Annotated in this window: 18 protein-coding genes; 13 read left to right on the top strand and 5 right to left on the bottom strand. The window is 34.9% G+C overall.

All coding sequences use genetic code 11. The annotated features are described in order from the left end of the window. The first annotated feature begins 89 nt into the window (after positions 1-89). On the top strand, positions 90-1,247 hold the full coding sequence (locus H7350_RS10180; RefSeq protein ID WP_204345808.1) for a TlpA disulfide reductase family protein: 1,158 nt from the start codon (positions 90-92) through the stop codon (positions 1,245-1,247). Positions 1,248-1,306: 59 nt separating this feature from the next. On the opposite strand, the gene H7350_RS10175 is transcribed toward H7350_RS10180, so the two are convergent. Beyond that, positions 1,307-1,957 (bottom strand): rhomboid family intramembrane serine protease, encoded by a 651-nt coding sequence (locus H7350_RS10175; protein WP_204345807.1) that lies wholly within the window; start codon positions 1,955-1,957, stop codon positions 1,307-1,309. Between the two features lie 46 nt (positions 1,958-2,003). Between H7350_RS10175 and H7350_RS10170 the strand changes: the two genes are divergently transcribed. Beyond that, entirely contained in the window at positions 2,004-2,906 is a 903-nt protein-coding gene (locus H7350_RS10170) for a lysophospholipid acyltransferase family protein (protein ID WP_204345806.1), read from the top strand. Here H7350_RS10170 and H7350_RS10165 read toward each other — a convergent pair. The 3 genes from H7350_RS10165 to H7350_RS10155 are packed head-to-tail and all read right to left on the bottom strand — an operon-like array spanning position 2,896 to position 6,881. Beyond that, positions 2,896-4,401 carry an aminotransferase class V-fold PLP-dependent enzyme gene (locus tag H7350_RS10165; RefSeq protein ID WP_204345805.1) on the bottom strand — a complete coding sequence of 502 codons (1,506 nt, stop codon included), beginning with the start codon at positions 4,399-4,401 and terminating at the stop codon, positions 2,896-2,898. The genes H7350_RS10170 and H7350_RS10165 overlap by 11 nt on opposite strands. Before the next feature lie 24 nt (positions 4,402-4,425). After that, positions 4,426-5,814: a phosphoglucosamine mutase gene (gene glmM, locus H7350_RS10160; RefSeq protein WP_204345804.1), complete on the bottom strand. Its 1,389-nt coding sequence runs from the start codon at positions 5,812-5,814 to the stop codon at positions 4,426-4,428. Next, positions 5,814-6,881 (bottom strand): acyltransferase family protein, encoded by a 1,068-nt coding sequence (locus tag H7350_RS10155; RefSeq protein ID WP_204345803.1) that lies wholly within the window; start codon positions 6,879-6,881, stop codon positions 5,814-5,816. The genes glmM and H7350_RS10155 overlap by 1 nt, the downstream gene beginning before the upstream one ends. A gap of 40 nt (positions 6,882-6,921) precedes the next feature. Here H7350_RS10155 and H7350_RS10150 point away from each other — a divergent pair, with 40 nt between their 5' ends. The 5 genes from H7350_RS10150 to H7350_RS10130 all read left to right on the top strand — a co-directional run bounded on the left by H7350_RS10150 (position 6,922) and on the right by H7350_RS10130 (position 14,428). Next, on the top strand, positions 6,922-7,530 hold the full coding sequence (locus H7350_RS10150; RefSeq protein WP_204345802.1) for an acyl carrier protein phosphodiesterase: 609 nt from the start codon (positions 6,922-6,924) through the stop codon (positions 7,528-7,530). Beyond that, on the top strand, positions 7,520-9,238 hold the full coding sequence (gene ggt, locus H7350_RS10145) for a gamma-glutamyltransferase (RefSeq protein ID WP_204345801.1): 1,719 nt from the start codon (positions 7,520-7,522) through the stop codon (positions 9,236-9,238). The genes H7350_RS10150 and ggt overlap by 11 nt, the downstream gene beginning before the upstream one ends. Before the next feature lie 193 nt (positions 9,239-9,431). Then, positions 9,432-12,719, top strand: a complete 3,288-nt coding sequence (locus tag H7350_RS10140) for a S41 family peptidase (protein WP_204345800.1) — start codon at positions 9,432-9,434, stop codon at positions 12,717-12,719. Positions 12,720-12,734: 15 nt separating this feature from the next. Further along, positions 12,735-13,637 carry an ATP-grasp domain-containing protein gene (locus H7350_RS10135; RefSeq protein WP_204345799.1) on the top strand — a complete coding sequence of 301 codons (903 nt, stop codon included), beginning with the start codon at positions 12,735-12,737 and terminating at the stop codon, positions 13,635-13,637. Between the two features lie 62 nt (positions 13,638-13,699). Continuing rightward, positions 13,700-14,428, top strand: a complete 729-nt coding sequence (locus tag H7350_RS10130; protein WP_204345798.1) for a hypothetical protein — start codon at positions 13,700-13,702, stop codon at positions 14,426-14,428. Positions 14,429-14,473: 45 nt separating this feature from the next. Here H7350_RS10130 and H7350_RS10125 read toward each other — a convergent pair whose 3' ends face one another. Then, entirely contained in the window at positions 14,474-15,001 is a 528-nt protein-coding gene (locus tag H7350_RS10125; RefSeq protein ID WP_204345797.1) for a hypothetical protein, read from the bottom strand. Positions 15,002-15,161: 160 nt separating this feature from the next. Here H7350_RS10125 and H7350_RS10120 point away from each other — a divergent pair, with 160 nt between their 5' ends. From H7350_RS10120 to H7350_RS10095, 6 genes are all read left to right on the top strand, one after another. Beyond that, positions 15,162-15,512 carry a hypothetical protein gene (locus H7350_RS10120; protein WP_204345796.1) on the top strand — a complete coding sequence of 117 codons (351 nt, stop codon included), beginning with the start codon at positions 15,162-15,164 and terminating at the stop codon, positions 15,510-15,512. A 180-nt stretch (positions 15,513-15,692) separates the two neighbouring features. Beyond that, positions 15,693-18,524, top strand: a complete 2,832-nt coding sequence (gene uvrA / locus H7350_RS10115; RefSeq protein ID WP_204345795.1) for an excinuclease ABC subunit UvrA — start codon at positions 15,693-15,695, stop codon at positions 18,522-18,524. A 124-nt stretch (positions 18,525-18,648) separates the two neighbouring features. Continuing rightward, positions 18,649-18,816, top strand: a complete 168-nt coding sequence (locus H7350_RS10110) for a lmo0937 family membrane protein (RefSeq protein WP_204345794.1) — start codon at positions 18,649-18,651, stop codon at positions 18,814-18,816. Positions 18,817-18,968: 152 nt separating this feature from the next. Beyond that, positions 18,969-19,658, top strand: coding sequence for an LOG family protein (locus tag H7350_RS10105; protein ID WP_204345793.1), 690 nt, complete (start codon positions 18,969-18,971; stop codon positions 19,656-19,658). Positions 19,659-19,694: 36 nt separating this feature from the next. After that, positions 19,695-20,966 (top strand): hypothetical protein, encoded by a 1,272-nt coding sequence (locus H7350_RS10100; protein ID WP_204345792.1) that lies wholly within the window; start codon positions 19,695-19,697, stop codon positions 20,964-20,966. Then, positions 20,966-23,800 carry a gluzincin family metallopeptidase gene (locus H7350_RS10095; protein ID WP_204345791.1) on the top strand — a complete coding sequence of 945 codons (2,835 nt, stop codon included), beginning with the start codon at positions 20,966-20,968 and terminating at the stop codon, positions 23,798-23,800. The genes H7350_RS10100 and H7350_RS10095 overlap by 1 nt, the downstream gene beginning before the upstream one ends. The last annotated feature ends 85 nt before the right edge of the window (positions 23,801-23,885 follow it).

Below are 23,885 nucleotides of genomic sequence, written 5' to 3'. Positions count from 1 at the left end.
TTAAATTTCCTTCGCTTCTTTAAGTTTTTCTTAATAGGCGCTTTCATCTAACTTATTATATTTGTAGTATTAAATTTAAACATAAACACATGAAAAAGATAATTACAATTTTATTAGTAGGTATGTTACTGGCTTCCTGTAAAACTGATAGTAAATCTGTAGAACAGCCATCAGATGGTTATATTATCTCAGGAACAGCTCCTGGAGTATACAATGGTATAAGAGTTTATCTTAAATCTAATGACCAACGTGGCAAAATGATTACCAGAGATACAGCAGTTGTGATGAATGAACGTTTTACATTTGATGGCAAAATAGTCAACCCTGAAGTTTGGTTGTTAAGCGGAAACAGTATTAAAGGGACATTACCTATTATTGTTGAGAACAAAGCCATATCTGTTGAACTAAATAAAGACAATATTAGAGCGTCTAAAATTTCGGGAACTAAAGCCAATGAAGATTTAATAGCTTATGAAGCTAAAGTTCAAGACATTTCTACTAAACGCAATCAACTTGGTGGTCAAATACGTACTGCTGCTAGTGCTGAAGAGAAAAACAAACTGACTGCTGAGTACGCTGAATTAAATAAGCAAGTTTCTGAAATGCCAATCAATTATATCAAAGAGCATCCAAAAAGCTTATACGCGATGGTGTTAATCGACAAATTAATGAGTCAGAGAGACACCGATTTTAATCAGGTAACCGAACTTTTTGATGGATTAGATAGTAGTCTTACCAACTCAAAATTTGGTAGTGATGTTAAAGCAAAATTAGACGCTGTAAAAAGACAACGTGAAGCTTTAAGTGCTATTGAAATTGGCAAAGTTGCTCCTAAATTTACAGCACCAACTCCAGATGGAAAACAACTAGCTTTAGACGATGCCCTCGGAAAAGTAACCATTATTGATTTTTGGGCTGCTTGGTGTGGACCATGCCGAAGAGAAAATCCTAATGTCGTGAAAGTATACAACAAATATCACAGTAAAGGCTTAGAAATTATTGGTGTCTCTTTAGATGGTACATCAAGACAAAAAGATCCTAAGGACGCTTGGACAAAAGCGATTGAGCAAGACAAATTAACATGGAACCATGTTTCTAACTTGAGCTATTTTAATGATCCTGTTGCTAGAGCTTATAACATCAGATCTATTCCTGCAACGTTTATTTTAGATGAAAACGGAACTATCATCGCCAAAAATTTAAGAGGAGCCGATTTGGAAGCAAAAATATCGGAGTTGTTAGACTAAATGACTTTCTGAAAATAAAAAAGCCTTCACACATCTGTATAAAGGCTTTTTTTTATGATTTAAATTTTTCCTGTTTTATGCATGATAAACAAAATAACAATCGGTAAGGCTAGCAAACCTATCATCAGTAAATCGGTTTTAAATAATGAAGGTTGTAATATTAAAGTAATCAGGTAACCTCCTACTGCGCCTCCAAAATGCGCATCGTGTCCAATATTACCGACACGATTTTTCATACCGTAAATAGAATACAAAAGATATACTATTCCAAAAACATATGCTGGTATAGGAATCGGTATAAAAAACATATAGATACTCATTCTAGGATCTAAAAGTATGGCAGCATATAAAATTCCTGTAACAGCTCCACTGGCTCCAACTGCACTATAATGGTATTCATTTTTATGAAAATAAAGAGAGAGTAAACTTCCTAAAGCCAAACTACCAACATACACAATTAGAAAATTTACTTGCCCTACAAAATAAATGACGCGATCAGCAAAGAAGTAAAGTGTGAGCATATTAAACAACAAATGTGTTGTATCTGCATGCAAAAACCCAGAACTGAACATTCTAAATTGCTCACCTCTCCTGATACTACCAACATTAAACTTATAGCGTTCAAAAAAACTATAGTCATTAAAACCCTTGTAGGATATTAATACATTAGCTGCAATAATAATGACAGTAAATAAACTAAAACTACCCATAGACTTTTATTATAATTATATTTGCCATTACAAATCTAACACATTAATGCAATTTCTCGTTTACATTTTAATTTATCCGCTTCTATGGTTGGTTTCAATATTACCGTTTAGACTACTCTATGCGTTTTCAGACTTTTTGTACCTCTTTATTTATCGCATCTTCGGATATAGAAAAAAAACAGTTCAATACAATTTAAGATTAGTTTTTCCAGAGAAAAATGACAAAGAAATTAACCTGATTACTAAGCAATTCTACCACCACCTCTGTGACATGATGGTAGAAGCTATAAAATCCTTGACCATTTCTGAACAACAAATGCTCAAGCGATTTACATTTTCTAATGTCGAACTCTTACAAAACCTCGAAAAAAATAATCGAAGTGTAGCTTTAATGTGTGCGCATTACGGCAGCTGGGAATGGATATTTATTCTTCAAAACTATATAGATAACAAAGGCTATGCTGTCTATAAACGTTTAGCCAATAAGTATTTTGACAAATTAATTAAGCGCATTCGTGCCAAGTATAACAGCCATTTAATTACGACTAAAGAAACCATTCCTACCTTAATGAAATCGAAAGTAGAAGGCAATGTTTTTATTTGCGGTTTTGTTTCAGATCAATCTGCAAAACCTTTTAAAGCCTTACATTGGGGAGAATTTATGGGATATAAGGTTCCAATGCACACAGGTGCCGAAATGCTTGCAAAACGTTTAGATTTAGCTGTAGTTTTCTTCAGAGTGAAACGTTTAAAAAGAGGCTATTACGAAACCACTTTTGAAACCATAACCGAAAACGCCAAAGAGTTTAAAGATTACGATATAACTGATTTATTTTTTCGCTTGGTTGAAAAACAAATTTATGAAGCGCCACAATACTATTTATGGACTCATAAACGCTGGAAACATAAAGATAAATCTCCTGAAGACTACAATAAAGTTAAAGCGTAAACCAGTCTTTAATTTGACTCGTATCGGTCTTTTGATGCTTTAAAGATTTATGAAGAAACTCATTGGTCTTACCTTGGTATTCATAATCTTTTGACCATTCTTCATGATGTTGAGCTAATGCAATAATATTATCGCAAACAAAATCAATTTCTTCATTAGTTGTTGTTGGATGAATAGACATTCTAATCCAACCTGGTTTACGAACCAAATCACCAATTGAAATTTCATTTGTTAATTCATGGCTTGTTTGCTGATCTACGTGTAATAAGTAATGTCCGTAAGTTCCTGCACAACTGCAACCTCCACGTGTTTGAATTCCAAAACGATCATTCAACAATTTAACGCCTAAGTTGTAATGTAAATCATCAATATAAAATGAAATAACTCCCAAACGGTCTTGATGCTGACCTGCCAAAATATGTAAGTTTTCAACAGATCCTAGTCTATTGAAAATTGTACTCACAATCTCATGCTCTCTTTTGAGAATATTATCTACTCCCATTTGTTCTTTCAACTTGATAGCTAAAGCTGTCTTTATCGTTTGTAAAAAACCTGGTGTTCCGCCATCTTCACGGTCTTCAATATTGTCAATATATTTATGCTCGCCCCAAGGATTGGTCCAACTAACTGTTCCGCCTCCTGGACAATCAGGAATCATGTTTTTGTATAATTTCTTATTGAAAATTAAAACCCCTGAAGTTCCTGGTCCTCCTAAAAATTTATGAGGTGAAAAGAAAATCGCGTCCAGACTTTGAAGTTCATTTTCAGGATGCATATTGATATCTACATAAGGTGCTGAACAGGCAAAATCAACAAAGCAAACACCACCATGTTTGTGCATCAACTCTGCTATGTCATGGCAAGGTGTTTCGATTCCTGTCACATTCGAACCTCCAACAACTGAAGCTATTTTTAAAGGACGATCTTTATATTCTTCAAGTAAAACTTCTAAATTTTTCAAACAAAATAAACCCTGTTCATCTGGTGGAATCACTTCAACTTTAGCAATGGTTTCTAACCAAGATGTTTGATTAGAATGATGTTCCATATGGGTAATAAAAACTACAGGTCTAATATCATCGGGAACAGACGTATATTTTTTAAGGTTTTCAGGGACTTTTAAGCCTAAAATTCTTTGAAATTTATTAACCACTCCAGTCATACCATTGCCACAAACAATAAGCACATCTTCATCATTACAATTTACATGATCTTTTATAATGTGCTTTGCTTCGTGATATGCCTTAGTCATCGCTGTACCAGAAACAGTAGTTTCGGTATGTGTATTGGCTACAAATGGTCCAAATTCATTACATAATTTTTCTTCAATTGGTCGATACAAACGACCAGATGCAGTCCAGTCTGTGTAGATGATTTTTTTTGTTCCAAAAGGCGATTCAAACTCCTGATCTATTCCAATGATATGCTTCCTGAACGTATTAAAATACAATTCAAGTTCTGAAGATGTAGACTGTGAAACTTCCGTAGAAATCATAATAAATAACTTTAGTTAAAGATACTAAATATTTGCTATTGCTTTAATTTCAGAAATAATACGATTTGCTAATTCATCGGCTTTAAGCTGACTAGGTGCTTCGGTGTATATTCTAATGATTGGCTCTGTATTACTCTTTCTTAAATGCACCCACGAATCTGCAAAATCTATTTTTACGCCATCAATTGTCGTTAAGTTTTCATGAGCATACTTAGTTTCCATTGCATTTAAAATACCATCCACATCTAATCCGGGAGTTAATTGTATTTTCTTCTTACTCATAAAATAGTTTGGATACGATGCTCTTAAATCGCTAACGTCCATTTTCTTTTCAGCAAGCAAACTTAAAAATAAAGCTACACCAACAAGTGCATCCCTTCCGTAGTGCAACTCAGGATAAATAATTCCGCCATTACCTTCGCCTCCAATGATAGCATTATTTTTTTTCATCAGGTTAACAACATTCACTTCGCCTACTGCGCTAGCTTCGTAAGTTCCGCCATGTTTTTCAGTGATATCACGAAGTGCTCTTGTAGAACTCATGTTACTAACTGTATTGCCAGGTGTTTGACTTAATACATAGTCCGCACAGGCCACCAAAGTGTACTCTTCGCCAAACATCTCTCCTTTTTCGTCCATAAATGCCAAACGGTCTACATCTGGGTCTACAACAATACCAAAATCGGCATGCTCTTTTACCACGGCTTTGGACAAATCGGTTAAATGTTCTTTTAGCGGTTCAGGATTGTGAGGAAATTGTCCGTTAGGCTCACAATATAATTTCACAGGATGCACGCCTAATCGCTCTAAAAGCAACGGTATCGCAATTCCTCCGGTTGAATTAACACCATCTACCACTACTTTAAAATTAGCTTTTTTTATGGCTTCAACATTTACCAAATCCATATCTAAAACCTCATCGATATGTAAATCGATATAAGCGTCATTGACCGTAATTTTTCCTAAACTATCCACATCAGCAAATTGCATGTCATTACTTTCAGCTATATCTAGAATTTTAGCACCTTCTTCTCCATTCAGAAATTCGCCTTTAGCGTCTAATAGCTTGAGTGCATTCCATTGCTTTGGGTTGTGACTTGCAGTTAATATAATCCCTCCATCGGCATGCTCCATAGGAACTGCAACTTCTACAGTTGGCGTTGTTGAAAGTCCTAAATCAATCACGTGAATCCCTAGTCCGACCAAAGTATTCATCACTAAATTTTGAATCATTTCTCCAGAAATTCTCGCATCTCTACCAACGACAACTCTGTAGCTATCTTTATCACGTTGTTGCTTTATCCATGTACCATAAGCAGAAGCAAATTTAACGGCATCAATTGGTGTTAAATTATCACCAACATTTCCGCCTATTGTTCCTCTAATTCCTGAGATTGATTTTATAAGTGTCATTATCTAAATTTTGTTTTCAGTTTTAAAAAATAAGATTCAAAATACTTGTAAGACAAATGCGCCAGAAGTATCGTTAGTGCAAAAGTCAGTATATAAATTAAAAGTATTGTTATTGTAGTATTAAAAATTTCATGCTTTTGAATTTTTAGCATAAAAAAAACGACAACATTGAGCGCAATAACATGGAACATATAAATGCCGTAAGAAATATGCCCAAGATGATTTAACAGCCTATTATTTATAGTTCTTCCAAAATTATTATGTGCCAAACTATGAATAAACAAACCAAACAAAATCATGGTCGTTAAATTACTTAACCAAAGCTGTTCAAATTGAACTATATCGGTTACAAAATATAACAGGGTTGCTACAACTATACAAAGCGGTATGATCCAGTGACGCTTTAAAAATTCAAGATATTTTTTCTCTTCCAGAATAGCGATAATTCCTCCTGAAAATAAAAAGAAATATACAAACTTATATCGTCTTAAAACCTCGAGACCGTCTAAGTGATAGACTATAAAATAAACAACGGTTAATAGTACTAAAATCATGACTATTTTGTGCTTTCTAATCATGTAGAGTAAAGGCGCTATTATTATATAAAATTGCTCTTCTATACCTATAGACCAAAGCACTTCAAGAATACCTCCAGGCATATACAATTTTGAAAACACATTAGGTAGAAAAAAAGTAGCCAGTAAGACACCTTCTCCTAGGTTATAATTATTTTCAAAAGGAATATGTAACGCAGGTAAAATGAGCCAATAAAACAAAAAGCCAAATGCGACAATTAAATAGTACAATGGAAAAATCCGAAGTATCCGACGAATGTAAAACTTTCGTATAGAAAAGTCGTCCCTTTGTTTATACCTGTAGATAAGTCGGATAATCAAAAACCCACTCAGTACAAAAAACATATAAACGGCTTCTGTACCTCTATTAAAAATCGGAGCATCTAAAAAATACGGAAGTCCCTGGTTTCTGCATAGTTGTGGTGTATGGAAACATATAACCAACGAAGCTAGAAAAAAACGAAGCGGATCTAAATTGGGTAATCTATCCAAGTATAAACATTTTGAACTCAAAAATACATATATTTATTGAATGAACTTTCTTGCCCATATTTATCTTTCTAACAACGATGATCAAATCACTATCGGTAACTTTATTGCTGATGGTATTCGAGGAAAACACTATAAAAAATTTCCTGTAGGAATTCAAAAAGGCATCCTGTTACATCGCCATATAGACACCTTTACTGATGCACACCCAACAGTTAGACAAAGCACGAAACGTTTACATAAAAACTACGGACATTATAGTGGTGTAATTGTCGACATATTATACGATCATTTTCTTGCCAAAAACTGGAAAAATTATTGTGAAACTCCTTTAGACGAGTACATAGATAGCTTTTACAATTTGTTAGGTGATCATTTCGAACTATTACCTGCTCGTATTAAAAAAATGATGCCACACATGATTGCTGGTAATTGGTTATTAAGTTATGCTAAAATTGAAGGGATACAAAAAGTTTTAGAGGGCATGAACCGACGAACACAACTTAAATCAGGTATGAATACTGCCACCATTGAACTCAAAGAATTTTATTCAGAATTTGAAGCAGAATTCACCTCATTTTTTGAAGAACTTCAGGCATTTACAACTACAAAACTAAAAGACATAGAAACTCAACTCCACGATGAAAATTAAATTAACGCTTTTACTAATTGCAATGTCCCTGACGTCATGCAAAACCGATCCACCTATAAAACGAGGTGTTATAACTCAAAATGCAATGGTTGTTTCTGCCAGACATGAAGCCTCTAAAATAGGTAGTGACATTTTGGAGCAAGGCGGTAATGCGTTTGATGCTATGTTTGCTACCGAAATGGCACTTGCAGTTATCTATCCGTATGCAGGAAACCTTGGAGGTGGTGGCTTTATGGTATATCGTCTTAATTCTGGTGAAACTGGTGCTTTAGATTATCGCGAAAAAGCACCTTTAGCAGCAAGTCGCGATATGTATTTAGATACCCTCGGAAATGTGATTCCAGATAAAAGTACGGTCGGCGCTTACGCGGTAGGTGTCCCAGGCACTATTGCCGGAATTTTTGCAGCTCACGAAAAATTCGGCAGTCTTCCTATTAAAACCTTATTAGAACCTGTAATTGCACTAGCTGAAAATGGTTTTAAAGTCACAGAAAAACAACATAAGCGTTTCGTAAAATATGATAGTATTATAACTGCCGTAAACGGAAAGCAAGTACCCGTTAATAAAGATGTTGCAGCACAGTCAATTTATAAAAATCAGGCACTGGCCGAAACTCTTAAACGCATTGCTAAAAACGGACGTGATGAATTTTATACAGGAGAAACAGCCGTTCAATTGATAGAATTTCTCAATCAACGTGGTGGTATTATGACGTTAGAAGACTTAGCCTTATATCGTGCTCAGTGGCGTGATCCTATACGGTTTAATTATGATGATTTGTCTATCATATCGATGTCACCGCCATCATCTGGCGGACTCTGTTTAGCACAAATTATGAAGATGGTAGAGCCTTTTGATTTGAGTCAATATGAACAGAATTCTCTTGAAGCCATCCAGGTCATTGTCGAAGCAGAAAAACAGGCCTATGCTGATCGGAGCTATTATTTGGGTGATCCAGATTTTGTGACTATTCCTATTGACGATTTATTATCTGATGCCTATCTAAAAAACCGAATGAAGCATTTCACTTTTGATAAAGCAACGCCTTCAGGTACTATTTCTTATGGCAATATCCCTGATTTTACTATGGAAATTTCCGAACAGATACAATTTAAAGAGCATGAAGAAACAACACATTACTCTATCGTTGATCAGTTTGGAAATGCAGTAGCAGTAACTACAACGCTTAATGGCGCTTATGGCTCTAAACTTTATGCTGATGAATTAGGCTTTTTTCTTAATAATGAAATGGATGATTTTAGTAGTAAACCTGGTGTTCCTAATGTGTACGGACTCATAGGCGGAAAAGCCAATGCTATTGCACCACAAAAACGAATGCTAAGTGCTATGACACCAACCATTGTTGAAAAAGATGACAACTTGTTTATGGTGGTTGGAACTCCTGGAGGTTCGACCATTATCACTTCTGTTTTACAAACCATTTTAAATGTTCATGAGTTTGATATGACCATGCAGGAAGCTGTTGATGCGCCTAGATTTCATCATCAATGGCTGCCCGAAGAAATTAGAATGGAGCCAAACCGATTTGATGCATCACTACTAACCCAACTTGAAGCCAAAGGTTATACTATAAACGAAGAACGCACACCTGTTATTGGAAAAGTAGATGCTATTCTTGTTTTAAAAGATGGTACTCTTGAAGGTGGTGCCGATTATCGTGGTGATGATGCCGCAGTTGGATTTTAAAAAACTATTTTTTAATCTATAAATACCCAAAATCACATCAACCTTTACACGCCATTTAATTGTGCGCAATTATTGATTTGTATAAGTAAATAATTACAAGGTATAAGACGGTATTTTAACATTTCTCAATAATACGCCTTATTACATTTTCGTATCTTTAACTTCTTAAGTTAACACCTAAAACCAACCCAATATGAAACGATTTATAATTGCCTTTCTTGGTGTATTTACGATTACAGTCTCAGCTCAAAACACAAAACTTTTACGTCAACCTACGCTTCATGGCAATGATGTAGTTTTTATTTATGCTAATGATTTGTGGAAAGCATCTACCAATGGTGGAACAGCTATTAGACTAACAAGCGACGATGGTTATGAATTGAGTCCGCACTTCTCTAACGACGGAAAATGGATAGCCTTTTCGGCACAATACGATGGTAATTTTGATGTGTTTGTAATGCCTAGTGAAGGTGGCGAACCTAAGCGTGTAACTTACCATCCGTCTGCTGATTTTGTTGAAGGCTGGACACCAGAAGGTCATATATTATTTCGTTCGGGTCGTGAAGGCAGGCCTACTCAAACCAATAAATTTTTTACGGTTTCCCCAAAAGGAGGTTTACCCAAAGCGCTTGATATTCCTCGAGCTGCTTATGGCGAAATATCTTCTGACGGGACTCATATCGCTTATACTCCTATAACATCTTGGGATCCAGAATGGCGTAATTATCGTGGCGGACAAGCCATGCCTATCTGGATTGTTAACCTTAAAACTAAAGATTTAATCACAACACCTCAATTGGACAAAGAGCGGCACCTCTATCCTGTTTGGCTTGATGGTATTGTATATTATTTATCTGAACGCGACTATACCAGTAACATCTGGTCATTTGATCCTCAAACAAAAACCGAAAAGCAACTCACGTTTCACAAGAAATTTGATGTCAAAAGTTTGGATGCCAGTCAAGATAAAATTGTCTACGAACAAGGTGGATTACTACATACGCTAGACCCTTCAAATGGTATCTCAAAAACACTAAACATACAGGTTAAAGCCGATTTAAATTTTGCGCGTACTCGTTGGGAAAATGTAACAGGATCGCAATTAACCAACCCTAATATATCGCCAAATGGTAAGCGTGCTGTTTTTGAACATCGTGGTGATATTTTCACAGTTCCAAAAGAACATGGAACCTGGAGAAATTTAACAAACTCGTCTGGTATTGCAGACAGAACACCTATTTGGTCTCCTAAAGGTGATAAAATCGCATGGTTTTCTGATAAAAGTGGCGAATATCAATTAGTTATTGCCGATCAGGACGGTCAAAATCAAACATCTATTAAATTACCTAATACAACATTTTACTTTCAACCCGACTGGTCTCCAGATGGTAAACATATAGCCTATACAGATACCGATTTCAATATCTGGATTATCAATTTAGATTCAAAAAAAGCGATTAAAGCTGACACCGAAGGTTATGCACATCCCAACCGTTCGATGAATCCTGTTTGGTCTCCAGACAGCAAATGGATTGCTTATGCAAAGCAAAATAACAGCAATTTTAAATCGATTTATGCCTACAATATTGATTCTAAAAAAATAGTACCTATTACCGATCCTATAGCAGATGCTATTAGTCCGGTTTGGGATGCCTCAGGAAAATATTTATACACATTGGCCAGTACAAATTACGGACTCGCAACAGGATGGCTCGATATGAGTTCGTATGACCCAGAAACCACTCGTAGTTTATATGCTGTTGTCTTAAATGCTTCGGACAAAGCACCCAACCATATTAAATCGGATGAGGAGTTAGTATCAGTAAAAGACAAAGTTGACGAATTTAAGAAAAAGAAAGAAGAAAAAGATGAGAAAGACAATGAACCTAAATTAGACCTTAATCCTTCAGAAGGTATCGTCGTAACTATAGATACCGATGGTCTATTTGATAGAGCCGTAGCCTTAAGTTTGCCTAGTGGTAATTATGTATCTCTTTCAAATGGTCCTAAACATCATGTTTTTGTTGCTGAAGCTATTGATGGTGGAAATGGCGTGAAAATTCACGATTATGATACTGAAAAAGACGAAGCGAATGACTTTGCCGAAGGAGTTCAACAAATGATTATTTCCGCAGATAGAAAGTCTACTCTCATAAATAAAAGCGGACAGTGGTCAATTTCAGGAACTTCTGGTAAGCCAAATTTCACTAAAGATAAAATCAATACCAACCTTAAAATACAAGTTAACCCAAAAGAAGAATACCATCAGATTTTTAAAGAAGGCTGGCGTTTTATGCGTGATTTTTTATATGTAGATAATGTACATGGTGCGCCTTGGGATGACGTCTATAACTGGTATGCACCTTGGATAGATCATGTCAGCCACAGAACAGACCTTAACTACGTTGTAGATATTATGAGTGGTGAGGTTGCTGTCGGACATTCTTATGTCTCAGGAGGTGATATGCCAGATGTGGATACTGTTCCTGTCGGACTCTTAGGAGCCGATATTAGTTCCAAAAATGGTGCTTATCAAATTGATAAAATATATACAGGCGAACGCTGGAATCCTGGTACAAATGCGCCTTTGGCACAACCCGGACTTTCAATTAACGAGGGTGATTATATCTTAGCTATAAACGGAAAGCCAGTGTCAGATAATGTCAATCCTTATCAATTACTTGAACAAACGGCAGGTCGTGAAATCAACATCACTATCAATAGCAAACCTTCTATGAATGGTGCCAAAACGGTCTTAATTAAACCTGTTAGAAGTGAACGTAATTTACGCTATGTCGACTGGGTTGAAAGTAATCGTCGTAAGGTCGACCAACTTTCTAACGGGAAACTCGCTTATGTTTATGTGCCTAACACTGGTGGAGGTGGTTTTACATCTTTTAACCGTTACTATTTTTCTCAGCAGGATAAAAAAGGAGCTATTATTGACGAACGTAATAATGGTGGTGGATCTGCAGCAGATTATATGATAGATATTATGAATCGTCAACTCTTCGGGTATTTCAATAGTAAAACGAATACAAATCGACCGTGGACTACTCCAATGGCCGGAATTTGGGGTCCGAAAGTGATGATTATTAACGAACGAGCTGGCTCTGGTGGTGATTTACTTCCGTATATGTTTAAAAAAGCTAACCTAGGATTGTTAGTTGGTACCAGAACCTGGGGAGGTTTAGTTGGAACCTGGGACACACCACGTTTTATTGATGGTGGCCGAATGGTAGCTCCTCGTGGTGGTTTTTATGACGTAGACGGAAACTGGGCTGTTGAAGGAGTTGGCGTCGCTCCAGATATTGAAGTCATTCAGCATCCAAAACTGGTCCTAGAAGGCAAAGATCCTCAATTGGAACGTGCTGTCGAAGAAGCTCTAAAACAATTGAAAAATAATGAATTTGAGTTAATGCCTGAACCTGCTGCTCCTGTGCGTTCTATGCGTCCTGAAGGCTACAAAAATGACAACTAATTAAATGACACGCTTTTGAATACTGATTTTGATGTGGTTATCCTTACTGACAGCCGCTACTTGAACGATTCTAAAACAGATGATTATAAACACAATGTGTATTATGAAGACCGTCTCGTGTATCACGCTCTAGAGCAAGTAGGGCTCAAAACCTTACGTCTCGCCTGGGATGACATGTTTTTTGACTGGTCAACAACTAAGGCTGTTCTGTTTCGCACCACCTGGGATTATTTTGATCGCTTTCCTGAATTTTCAGAATGGTTAGAACGCATCTCAAAACAGACGATATTACTAAACTCTGAAGCCATTATCCGTTGGAATATAGACAAACACTACCTTTTAGATTTACAAAACAAAGGTATTCATATTGCGGAAAGCCATTTTATTGAACAAGGCGCCAAAGTTAACTTAGCGCAGTTACACGATATACTCGACTGGCATGAAACTGTTTTAAAACCCTGTGTATCTGGAGCGGCAAGACATACTTATAAATTGAATCTTGATAATCTAGCAGCACACGAAACGCAATTTCAAAATTTGATTGCTAACGAAGCTATGATGCTACAGCCCTTTCAATATAATATCGTATCAAAAGGAGAAATATCTATGATGGTTTTTAATGGTGTATTTACGCACGCCATTCTAAAAAAAGCCAAAGCTGGTGATTTTAGAGTACAAGATGATTTTGGAGGAAGTATTGAAGACTATACACCTTCAGAAGAAGAGATTAATTTTGCTGAATTGGCAGTTAAAGCTTGTCCGGAATTACCAATCTATGCCAGAGTTGATATTTTTGAAGATAATGATGGTAATATAGCGCTTTCAGAATTAGAACTTATCGAACCCGAATTATGGTTTAGACATCATAAGGAAGCTGCATTATCGTTAGCAAAAGGTGTCAAACAAAAATTAAGCTAGTAACTTAAATAATCTCATTTCAGAATTATAAAAAGACATTTAAACTAAAAAAATAAATCAACGTGCCTAAACCTAAAAAGATTCTAAAAATTATTGGAGGAGTTATCATTTTTTTCACCTTACCATCACTCCTACTTTATGCGTACATGTACTTTAAATATAATGAAGATTTACCTACAGGTACCGAAGGCAAAGAAGCTCATCAATTAGCAACAAAAATGTTAAATGCTCTCGATTATGAAGCTTATAAAGCAACAGATTATATTGAATTTACATTTAAGAAACGACATCATTTTAAATGGCATAAAACAAATAACACCTGTGAAGTCTACTGGAAAAACATTAAAGTCAATTTAGATTTACAAGATCATGATACATCTGAAGTTTTTCTATCTGAAGAACGGTATACTGGAGAAGATGCTGAGGATTACATCAATAAAGCTGTAGATTTATTCAATAACGATACGTTCTGGCTGGTGGCGCCTTACAAGGTGCTTGATGACGGTGTTGAACGTCGATTGGTAACAACAAAGAATGGCAAAGAGGCGCTATTAGTCACCTATACTTCAGGAGGATCTACACCAGGAGATTCGTACCTGTGGCATTTGGATGACTCAGGAAAACCTTTAAGCTATCAAATGTGGGTTGATATTTTACCTATAGACGGGCTGGAAGCTTCATGGCAAGATTGGACGACTACAACAACTGGAGCACAATTACCAACATTTCATAAGTTTTTCTTTTTCGGATTGGAAATTGATGATATTAAAACCTCACAAAACGATCAGTAAATCAATCAAGTTGTGATTTTATCCTGTGATCTGATTTTCTAATCATTATTTAGACTTTTGTCCGACAAACTGCTGCGACTTCAATTTAAACAACACATTGAATGTTGTTAAACTTCCGTAGCTACGCGTGATATATTGCTGTAAATCTATTTTTTCTTGCTCGTCAAGATTAGAACTGGAATTGATTTTTTGCTCCATCACACGTAAACGATCGCGAACCATCGTGATTTTATGAAAGAAACTGTCAATGGGCAACTCTTTCCCTTGCAAATTAGTATCTCCTGGTTCCATAATTAATTTACCACCTTTCCATTTTTCAGCAATAGGAACAATTTCAGTAACATCACTCCAGCGTTTTAAAATATGAACGAGACTACTTTCAACTTCAGCAAAACTTACAGAGTCAACTTCATCTTCACAAGCTTCGATAACTTCAAAGTCGCTATCAATATCAATCGTTTCTAAACCATTATCCATAAAGGTTACCCAATAATGTTTTGAAGTGACATTGGTGACAACACCTTTACCAAATTCGTTGTGGTCTATTCTAGAACCAATTCCTAATAATTGCATAAATACATGTTTAAGTTGATTTCAAACCTAAATAAAATTAATAGTATTTCCAATAGCTCATATAACGTTTTTATGATTAAAAATTTCTATTGTTAAAAAATTGCTACTCCTAATAATTCTTTTTATTTTTAAATAATTCTAATTTTAAAGTCTTTTAATTATGAAAAAATTATTTTTTATACTCTTGTTTTTAGGATTATGCATTAATACTGAAGCGCAAGATCAACCTAAAGTTGGTGATGTTTTAGAAATCAATGAGCCTTATGCTCAAAAATTTAACCATGTCTATTTTCCAAAGGCAAATATTTTAATCAAGCGTGGTAAAGTAGCAAATTACAATAGCGTTTATGGTAATGCTGTTGTTGTTTCTGAAATAAAAACTAAAGATGACGGAACAACTTATGTCATTTTAAAGAAAAAAGATGGCTCTAAGTTTTTCGGCTATTTGAGTGAAGTTAAAGCGAACTATAAAGCATCACTAGAAGCAGGAGAATTGTCTGTCTCAAAATAAGATTTAACATGTTATAACTAATTATGCGCTGAGAATTCAGCGCATTTTTTGTGCCTTATTTCTTCAGAATATCCTAAAGTTAGTAACACTAATCCTCAATGCACTCTTCATCATAAATTAACAACTAAAAATCGTACCTTTGCAACTTTGTGAGTAAAACACACCATTTCAAGCCCATTTATGAGTAAATTCGACGACGCTATAGAGGTTAAAGGAGCCAGAGTTCATAACCTTAAAAATATTGATGTAAGTATACCAAGAGAACAACTGGTGGTCATAACTGGTTTGTCGGGAAGTGGTAAATCATCATTAGCTTTTGACACCATTTATGCTGAAGGTCAACGTCGCTATATTGAAACTTTTTCGGCTTATGCGCGTCAGTTTCTAGGCGGATTAGAACGTCCTGATGTCGATAAAATTGATGGGCTTTCTCCTGTAATAGCAATTGAACAAAAAACAACCAGTAAGTCGCCTCGTTCAACCGTTGGTACCATTACCGAAATTTATGATTTCTTAAGACTATTGTACGCTCGTGCCAGTGATGCTTATAGTTACAACACTGGTGACAAAATGGTAAGCTATAACGATGAACAAATTAAAGAGCTTATCAAAGACAGTTACAAAGGCAAAAAAGTAAACATCCTCTCTCCTATCATACGCTCACGTAAGGGACATTATCGTGAACTCTTTGAGCAAATTGCAAAACAGGGTTTTGTAAAAGTAAGAGCCGATGGTGAAATTCGTGATTTGGTCAAAGGCATGAAACTGGATCGCTATAAAACTCATGATATAGAAATTGTCATTGACCGATTAAAAATTGATGATACGGATGATAATGACAAACGTTTAACAGAAACTATACATACAGCGATGTATCATGGTGATGATGTGCTTATGGTTCTCGATCATGACACTAATGAAACCCGTTATTTTAGTCGTAATTTAATGTGTCCGTCTACTGGCATATCATATCCAAATCCAGAGCCTAATAACTTTTCATTTAATTCTCCTAAAGGCGCTTGTCAAACCTGTAATGGGATTGGAACCTTATATCAGGTTAACGAAAACAAAATTGTTCCTGATGCAACACTTTCCATAAAAGCTGGCGCATTAGCACCACATGGTCCACAAAAAAACAGCTGGATTTTTAAGCAGTTTGAAACCATAGCTCAGCGCTTTAATTTCAGTTTGGGAGATCCTTTTAGCTCTATTCCTTCCGAAGCCAAACAGATGATTTTGTATGGTGGAAATGATAAATTTTCGGTAGAAAGTAAAACTTTAGGTGTAACACGAGAATACAAGATTGATTTTGAAGGCGTTGCTAATTTCATAGAAAGTCAGTATAAAAATGCTGAAACCACTTCACTTAAACGTTGGGCCAAAGATTATATGGATAAGGTTAAATGTCCGACCTGTGAAGGCTCTCGTTTAAGGAAAGAATCTCTCTATTTTAAAGTAAACGGATTAAACATAGCAGAATTAGCTAATAAAGATATTGTAGATTTAGCAAACTGGTTTAAATCGATTAACGAAAAGCTTTCTAGTAAGCAATTTAAAATTGCTGAAGAAATCATCAAAGAAATAAATGCAAGGCTGCAATTTCTTTTAGATGTAGGCTTAGACTATCTGTCGCTTAACCGAAGTTCAAAATCGCTTTCTGGAGGTGAAGCGCAACGTATTAGACTTGCCACTCAAATTGGATCTCAGTTAGTCGGTGTGCTTTATATTTTAGATGAGCCTAGTATTGGCTTACACCAGCGTGATAATGAAAAATTAATTAATTCGCTTGTAGCACTTCGTGATATCGGAAATTCGGTCATTGTTGTAGAACATGATAAGGACATGATTGAACGTGCCGATTATGTGATTGATATTGGTCCGAAAGCAGGTAAATATGGAGGCGAAATTATCAGCATTGGGAGTCCGAAAGAACTCCTCACCCATGATACGCTTACAGCAGATTATCTCAATGGTAAAAAAGAAATTCCTGTTCCGAAGTCACGTCGAGAAGGAAATGGCAAAGCAATAGTACTCAAAGGATGTACAGGTAATAACCTCAAGAACGTTTCAGTTGAATTTCCTCTGGGAAAAATGATTGGTATCACTGGTGTTTCTGGAAGTGGAAAATCGACCTTAATCAATGAAACATTATATCCAATAATGAATGCCTACTATTTTAATGGCGTTAAAAAACCAATGCCATATAAAAGTATCAAAGGGCTTGAACATTGCGATAAAGTTATCGATATCAATCAATCACCTATAGGCCGTACGCCTCGAAGTAATCCTGCAACGTACACTGGTACGTTTAGTGAAATACGAAGCCTGTTTGCTAAAATTCCTGAAGCGATGATTCGTGGCTACAAACCAGGTCGTTTTAGTTTTAATGTTAAAGGCGGACGTTGTGAAACCTGTCAAGGAGGTGGATTACGCGTTATTGAAATGAACTTCCTCCCAGATGTGTATGTCGAATGTGAAACCTGCCAAGGAAAACGTTTTAACAGAGAAACTTTAGAAATAAGATACAAAGGCAAATCGATAAGCGATGTTTTAAACATGACCATTTCTGAAGCGGTGGACTTCTTTGAGCATATACCAAAAATTCACAAGAAACTTAAAACAATCAAAGATGTTGGTTTGGGTTATATTACACTCGGACAACAAAGTACGACTTTATCTGGTGGAGAAGCACAACGTATCAAATTAGCAACAGAGTTAAGTAAGCGCGATACCGGAAATACATTTTACATACTTGACGAACCTACTACAGGACTACATTTTGAAGATATTAGAGTATTAATGCTCGTTTTAAACAAATTGGTTGACAAAGGGAACACTGTTTTAATCATTGAACACAACCTTGATGTCATCAAAATGGCTGATTATATTATAGATATTGGATATGAAGGCGGACAAGGTGGCGGAAAAGTGGTAGCAAAAGGCACTCCTGAAGCAATAGTTAAAGATAAAAAAAGCTATACGGCTCAGTTTCTTAAAAAGGAACTCAAATAGAGTTTATAGGCGGCTTAAAGCAAATATGTCCTTTATCGATTAATTTATTAGTGCTATCACTCTCATTATTTTTAAGTTATCTCAACAGTAATTATATTTAGATCTAACTTAAAAATTAACTATTATGAAAAATCTTCTTTGGCTTGTAGCCGTTATTTGTATCATTGGTTGGCTGCTTGGATTATTAGGCATCATTCCAGGATTAGGAACAAATAGTTTAATCCATATTTTATTAGTTATTGCAGTTATTGTAATATTATATAATATCATAACTGGTCGTAAGCCATTATAGATATTAAACACGTAATTATACTTAAGGCAATCCGCTTAGGATTGCTTTTTTTGTTTATAAGTCGCTCAACTTAATAAGAACATAGTAACGATTTTTATTACTATTTCACTTATTTTTGTGACTTTGAGTAGATTTTAAATAATATAGTATATATGAGAAAAGAACAAAACCACAAAGGTTGGAATGAGATTAAAACAAACGACTCATGGGCAATTTTCAAAATTATGGGCGAATTCGTAAATGGTTACGAAAAGCTTAGTAAAATTGGACCATGTGTTTCTATTTTTGGTTCTGCCAGAACAAAACCAGATCATAAATATTATAAGCTAGCTGAAGAAGTTGCTACTAAAATAGTTGACCATGGATATGGAGTGATTACTGGTGGTGGACCAGGAATTATGGAAGCTGGTAACAAAGGTGCGCATATTGCCGGTGGAACTTCGGTTGGGTTAAATATCGATCTTCCTTTTGAACAGCATGACAACCCTTATATCGATAATGATAAGAGCTTAGATTTTGATTATTTCTTCGTAAGAAAAGTAATGTTTGTTAAGTATTCTCAAGGTTTTGTAGTGATGCCTGGAGGTTTTGGAACACTGGATGAGCTTTTTGAAGCGATTACATTAATTCAAACCAATAAAATAGAAAAATTCCCGATTATACTTGTAGGTACCGAATTTTGGGAAGGTTTAATGGATTGGGTTAAAGCCACTCTATTAGACGCTAATAATAATATAAGTGCAAAAGATTTAGATTTAATTCATGTTGTCGATTCTGCAGATGAAGTCATATCAATACTAGATAAATTCTATAAAGAATACGGATTAAGTCCAAACTTCTAGTCAACATATCAATTAGACAATTTCAAGATTACCGCTATGATTAAGAAATTACCTCTTTATGCTGTGGCATGCCTTTTCATAATGCAGTCTCTTGGCGCACAAGAAAATTTTAAACTGATGTTTTATAATTTATTAAACTTTCCGTTGGAAGACGCTGTGCCTAATAGATTACAATATCTTGAAGTTATTTTAGATGATTATCAACCTGATCTTTTTATGGTTTGTGAATTGAATAATAGTACTGGTGCTAATACCATTTTAACGTCACTTCAGTTTATAAATCCGAATTATCAGAGTGCGGTTTTTGAATTAAATACGTCAGATGATACGATAAGCGATCAAAATGATTTGCAGCAATTATTGTATTACGACAGTTCGAAGTTTATCTTAGAAAGTCAAACTATAGTTACAACCATATTTAGGGATTTTAATCATTACGAGTTAAAGCTAAACACAACAAATCAGGATACAAACCCCGTGATTGTAGATGTTATTGTTTGTCACTTAAAAGCTTCACAAGGTGAAGATAATGAAGCAGCTAGATTACAAATGACACAAGATTTAACAACATATTTAAATACATTTGATGCTGACAGTAATATCGTATTAGCTGGTGATTTTAATGTCTACAGAAGTTCAGAACCTGCATTTCAAGAACTTATAGATTCTGCTAATAACAATACTATCGATTTTGAAGACCCAGCCGATAGGATTGGGAACTGGCATAATAATTCTACTTTTATAGATGTATTTACACAATCTACAAGAACACAATCTGGTTTAGGCGGATCTACCGGAGGATTTGATGATCGATTTGATTTTATAATGACGTCTTCGTTTATGACAAACAATCCAGAATTATCTTTTGTGCAAGATAGCTATCAGGTTTATGGTAATAATGCTAATTCACAATGCTATAATCGTGAAATTAACTCAAGTGATTGTTCGGGAACAGACTACTCTTTTTTTATTAGAGATGCACTTTATAATTTTAGTGATCATCTTCCTGTGACGTTGGAGTTGCAAACCAATCAAACCTTACTGGGTGTGAGCGATCTTTTTTCTGAAGCACCAATTTCTTTTTTAGGATCCAATCTGGCTGATGACATGATTAAAATTCGTGTAGATGCCAGCCTGCAACATCAGTTAATTTTAACTCTTTATAATAGCTTAGGACAACTTATAAAAACTATAGACGTTAATAATTCGTTAATTGAAATAGATACATCGCAATTTGCAAATGGTATCTATTATATTACAAGTTCAAAATTTCAGTTTAAACCTTTAAAATTTGTAGTTGCACATTGATGCCAAAACGTCTTATTCCCTTATTCATCTCCTTGTGGAGTTTATTTACTTTTAGTCAAAATTCTATTGACTTAAAAGCTTCAGTTGATATTGATGCTAAGACCATAAAAATCAATCAGCGCATCAGGTATCAAAATGAAAGCAATGATACGCTTTCTGTAATTTATCTCAATGACTGGAATAACGCTTATTCAACTAAAAAAACACCATTAGCAAAACGATTTACCGAAGAATTTAGTGATAAGTTTCATTTTGCAAAAAGTGAACAACGTGGTTTTACCGTTATTACAAAACTTAATGACGAGAAAGGTAATGCTTTGGAATTTTCAGATTTGAAAAACCATCCGGATGTTATTAAAGTTAATTTAAATACACCGCTATTACCTAACGAATCTTATGATATCAAGCTAACCTACGATGTTGTGTTGCCAGATGATAATTTTACAGGTTACGGAATTAGTCCTGACAAAAACCTTAACTTAAAGTACTGGTATATTACTCCAGCAGTCTATAATGGTGATTGGCAATACTACAGTAATAAAAATTTAGACGATTTATACATCCCAAAAGCTGATTTGACATTTGAAATAGAATTCCCTCTTAATTATCAACTTGTATCAGAACTCAATACCACCAATGTTAAGCAAACCATTGATAAACAAAGTTTCTTTTTATACGGAAAAAATCGTGTCAACACCCATTTGATACTCACCAAATTCTCTCAGTTTAAATTTGTTCAAACCGATAATTTTACCATTTTTTCCGATTTGTCAAGTGAAGGTGTAACTCCCGAAGAAAAAGCATTAATTACAGATAAAATTACACGATTTATTTCTGAACATCTTGCCGCTTATCCGCACGAGCGTTTACTAATTACGAAAAACGATTATAAAAAAGATCCCTTATACGGCTTAAATCAGTTACCTGATTTCATATTACCGTTTCCAGATAATTTTCAATACGAGTTAAAACTCTTAAAAACGGCACTCAATAATTATTTAGAAAACACCTTACTTATTAATCCGCGAAAAGATTATTGGTTAAGAGATGGTGTGCAAATCTACTATTTGATGAAATATGTAGAATTACATTACCCAGACACCAAACTTTTAGGTAAACTAGCAAATGTTTGGGGAATCAGATCTTTTCATGCGGCTGACTTAGGCTATAATGATCAGTTTAATTTGTTTTATATGCAAATGGCACGAACAAATCGAGATCAACCCCTAACAACTTCAAAAGATTCGTTGATTAAATTCAATTCAAATATCGCCGGAAAATATAAAGCTGGTATTGGTTTGCGCTATCTGGACGATTACGTTAACGCCGATGTACTTGAAACGACCATTTCAGAATATTTAGAAAACAACCAACTCAAAATCACCAGCTCAAACGCCTTTGAGCAACTTCTTAAATCTAAAACTGACAAAGACATCAACTGGTTTTTCACAGACTATATTGACTCTAGTAAGAAAATAGATTTCAAAATTAAAACCATTAAAAAAACTGAAGACTCAATCACAATTACCATAAAAAACAAGCGTAAAACCAACGTGCCTGTATCTTTATTTGCGTTGCGTGATGATTCTATTGTTTCAAAATCCTGGATTGAAAACGTTGGCAAATACAAAAGTTTGACCATACCACGAGACAGTCTAGACAAGCTCGTTTTAAACTATGATAATGTCTTGCCAGAGTTTAACTTAAGGGATAATTACAAATCGTTAAAAGGATCTTTTATAACGAATAAACCATTTCAATTTCGATTATTTAAAGATATTGAAGACCCAAACTACAATCAGGTTTTTATTATGCCTCAGGTTGAATTCAGAAACATTTACGACGGATTAACTCTTGGTGCTAAATTTTATAACAAATCTATTCTCCGAAAAAAATTAAATTATCGCTTCTCTCCTGTTTATGCTACAAAATCAAAGTCGCTAACAGGTAGCAGTAGCATTTTTTACACACATAATATTGAAGGAACAGATTTATTTAACATAACCTATGGTATGATTGCCAAGTACAACGCCTTTGCCGAAGACTCTTTCGTAACCATTTTAACACCTAACATATCTTTTTCATTTAGAGATAATGACAATTTCAGGTCTAACCAAAGACGATTTTTAAACTTGCGCTATGTTGGCATTTCTCGTGAAGTTGGCGAAAATGCTATAATTGAAGATTTGGTAGAACCCGATTATAATGTCATTAACCTTAGATATATCAACACCAATCCTGGTCTGGTAGATTTTTACAAATGGTTTTATGATGTGCAGTTTGCCAATAACTTCGGAAAAGTTGCTGTAAATTATGAGTATCGAAAACTATCAGAAAACAACCGACAGTTTAACTTACGCCTTTTTGCAGGAACATTTTTATACAATAATACCGATCCTGCATCAGACTACTTCAGTTTCGCTTTAGATCGACCAACCGATTATCTTTTTGATTATAACTATTTGGGACGTTCTGAAGATTCAGGGATATTTAGCCAGCAAATTATTATTGCAGAAGGTGGTTTTAAATCTAAACTAAAAACCCCATTCGCCAACCAATGGATGACTACCGCAAATGTGAGCACCACAATTTGGCGTTATATTGAAGCTTATGGTGATATAGGTTTGGTAAAAAATAAAGGGTTTAATCCTGCTTTTGTATATGATTCGGGTATTAAAGTAGATTTGGTCACCGATTTTTTCGAATTATATTTCCCCGTATATTCTAACTTAGGTTGGGAAATAGCACAACCTAATTATGACCAGAAAATCAGGATTAAATTTACAGTAGATCCTCAAATACTACTAGGCCTTTTTAGAAGAAAATGGTATTAACAAATTCTTAACCATATTCCGTTTTTTTAAATATTATTGATAAATTTATCTTAAAAATCGATTTTTTTTGAAATATTCGCAACAA

It is taken from the genome of Psychroserpens algicola (assembly GCF_014526325.1).
Taxonomy (GTDB): Bacteria; Bacteroidota; Bacteroidia; order Flavobacteriales; family Flavobacteriaceae; genus Psychroserpens; species Psychroserpens algicola.
Note: the sequence above shows the minus strand (reverse complement) of the source record. Positions and strands in the feature narration are given on the sequence as shown.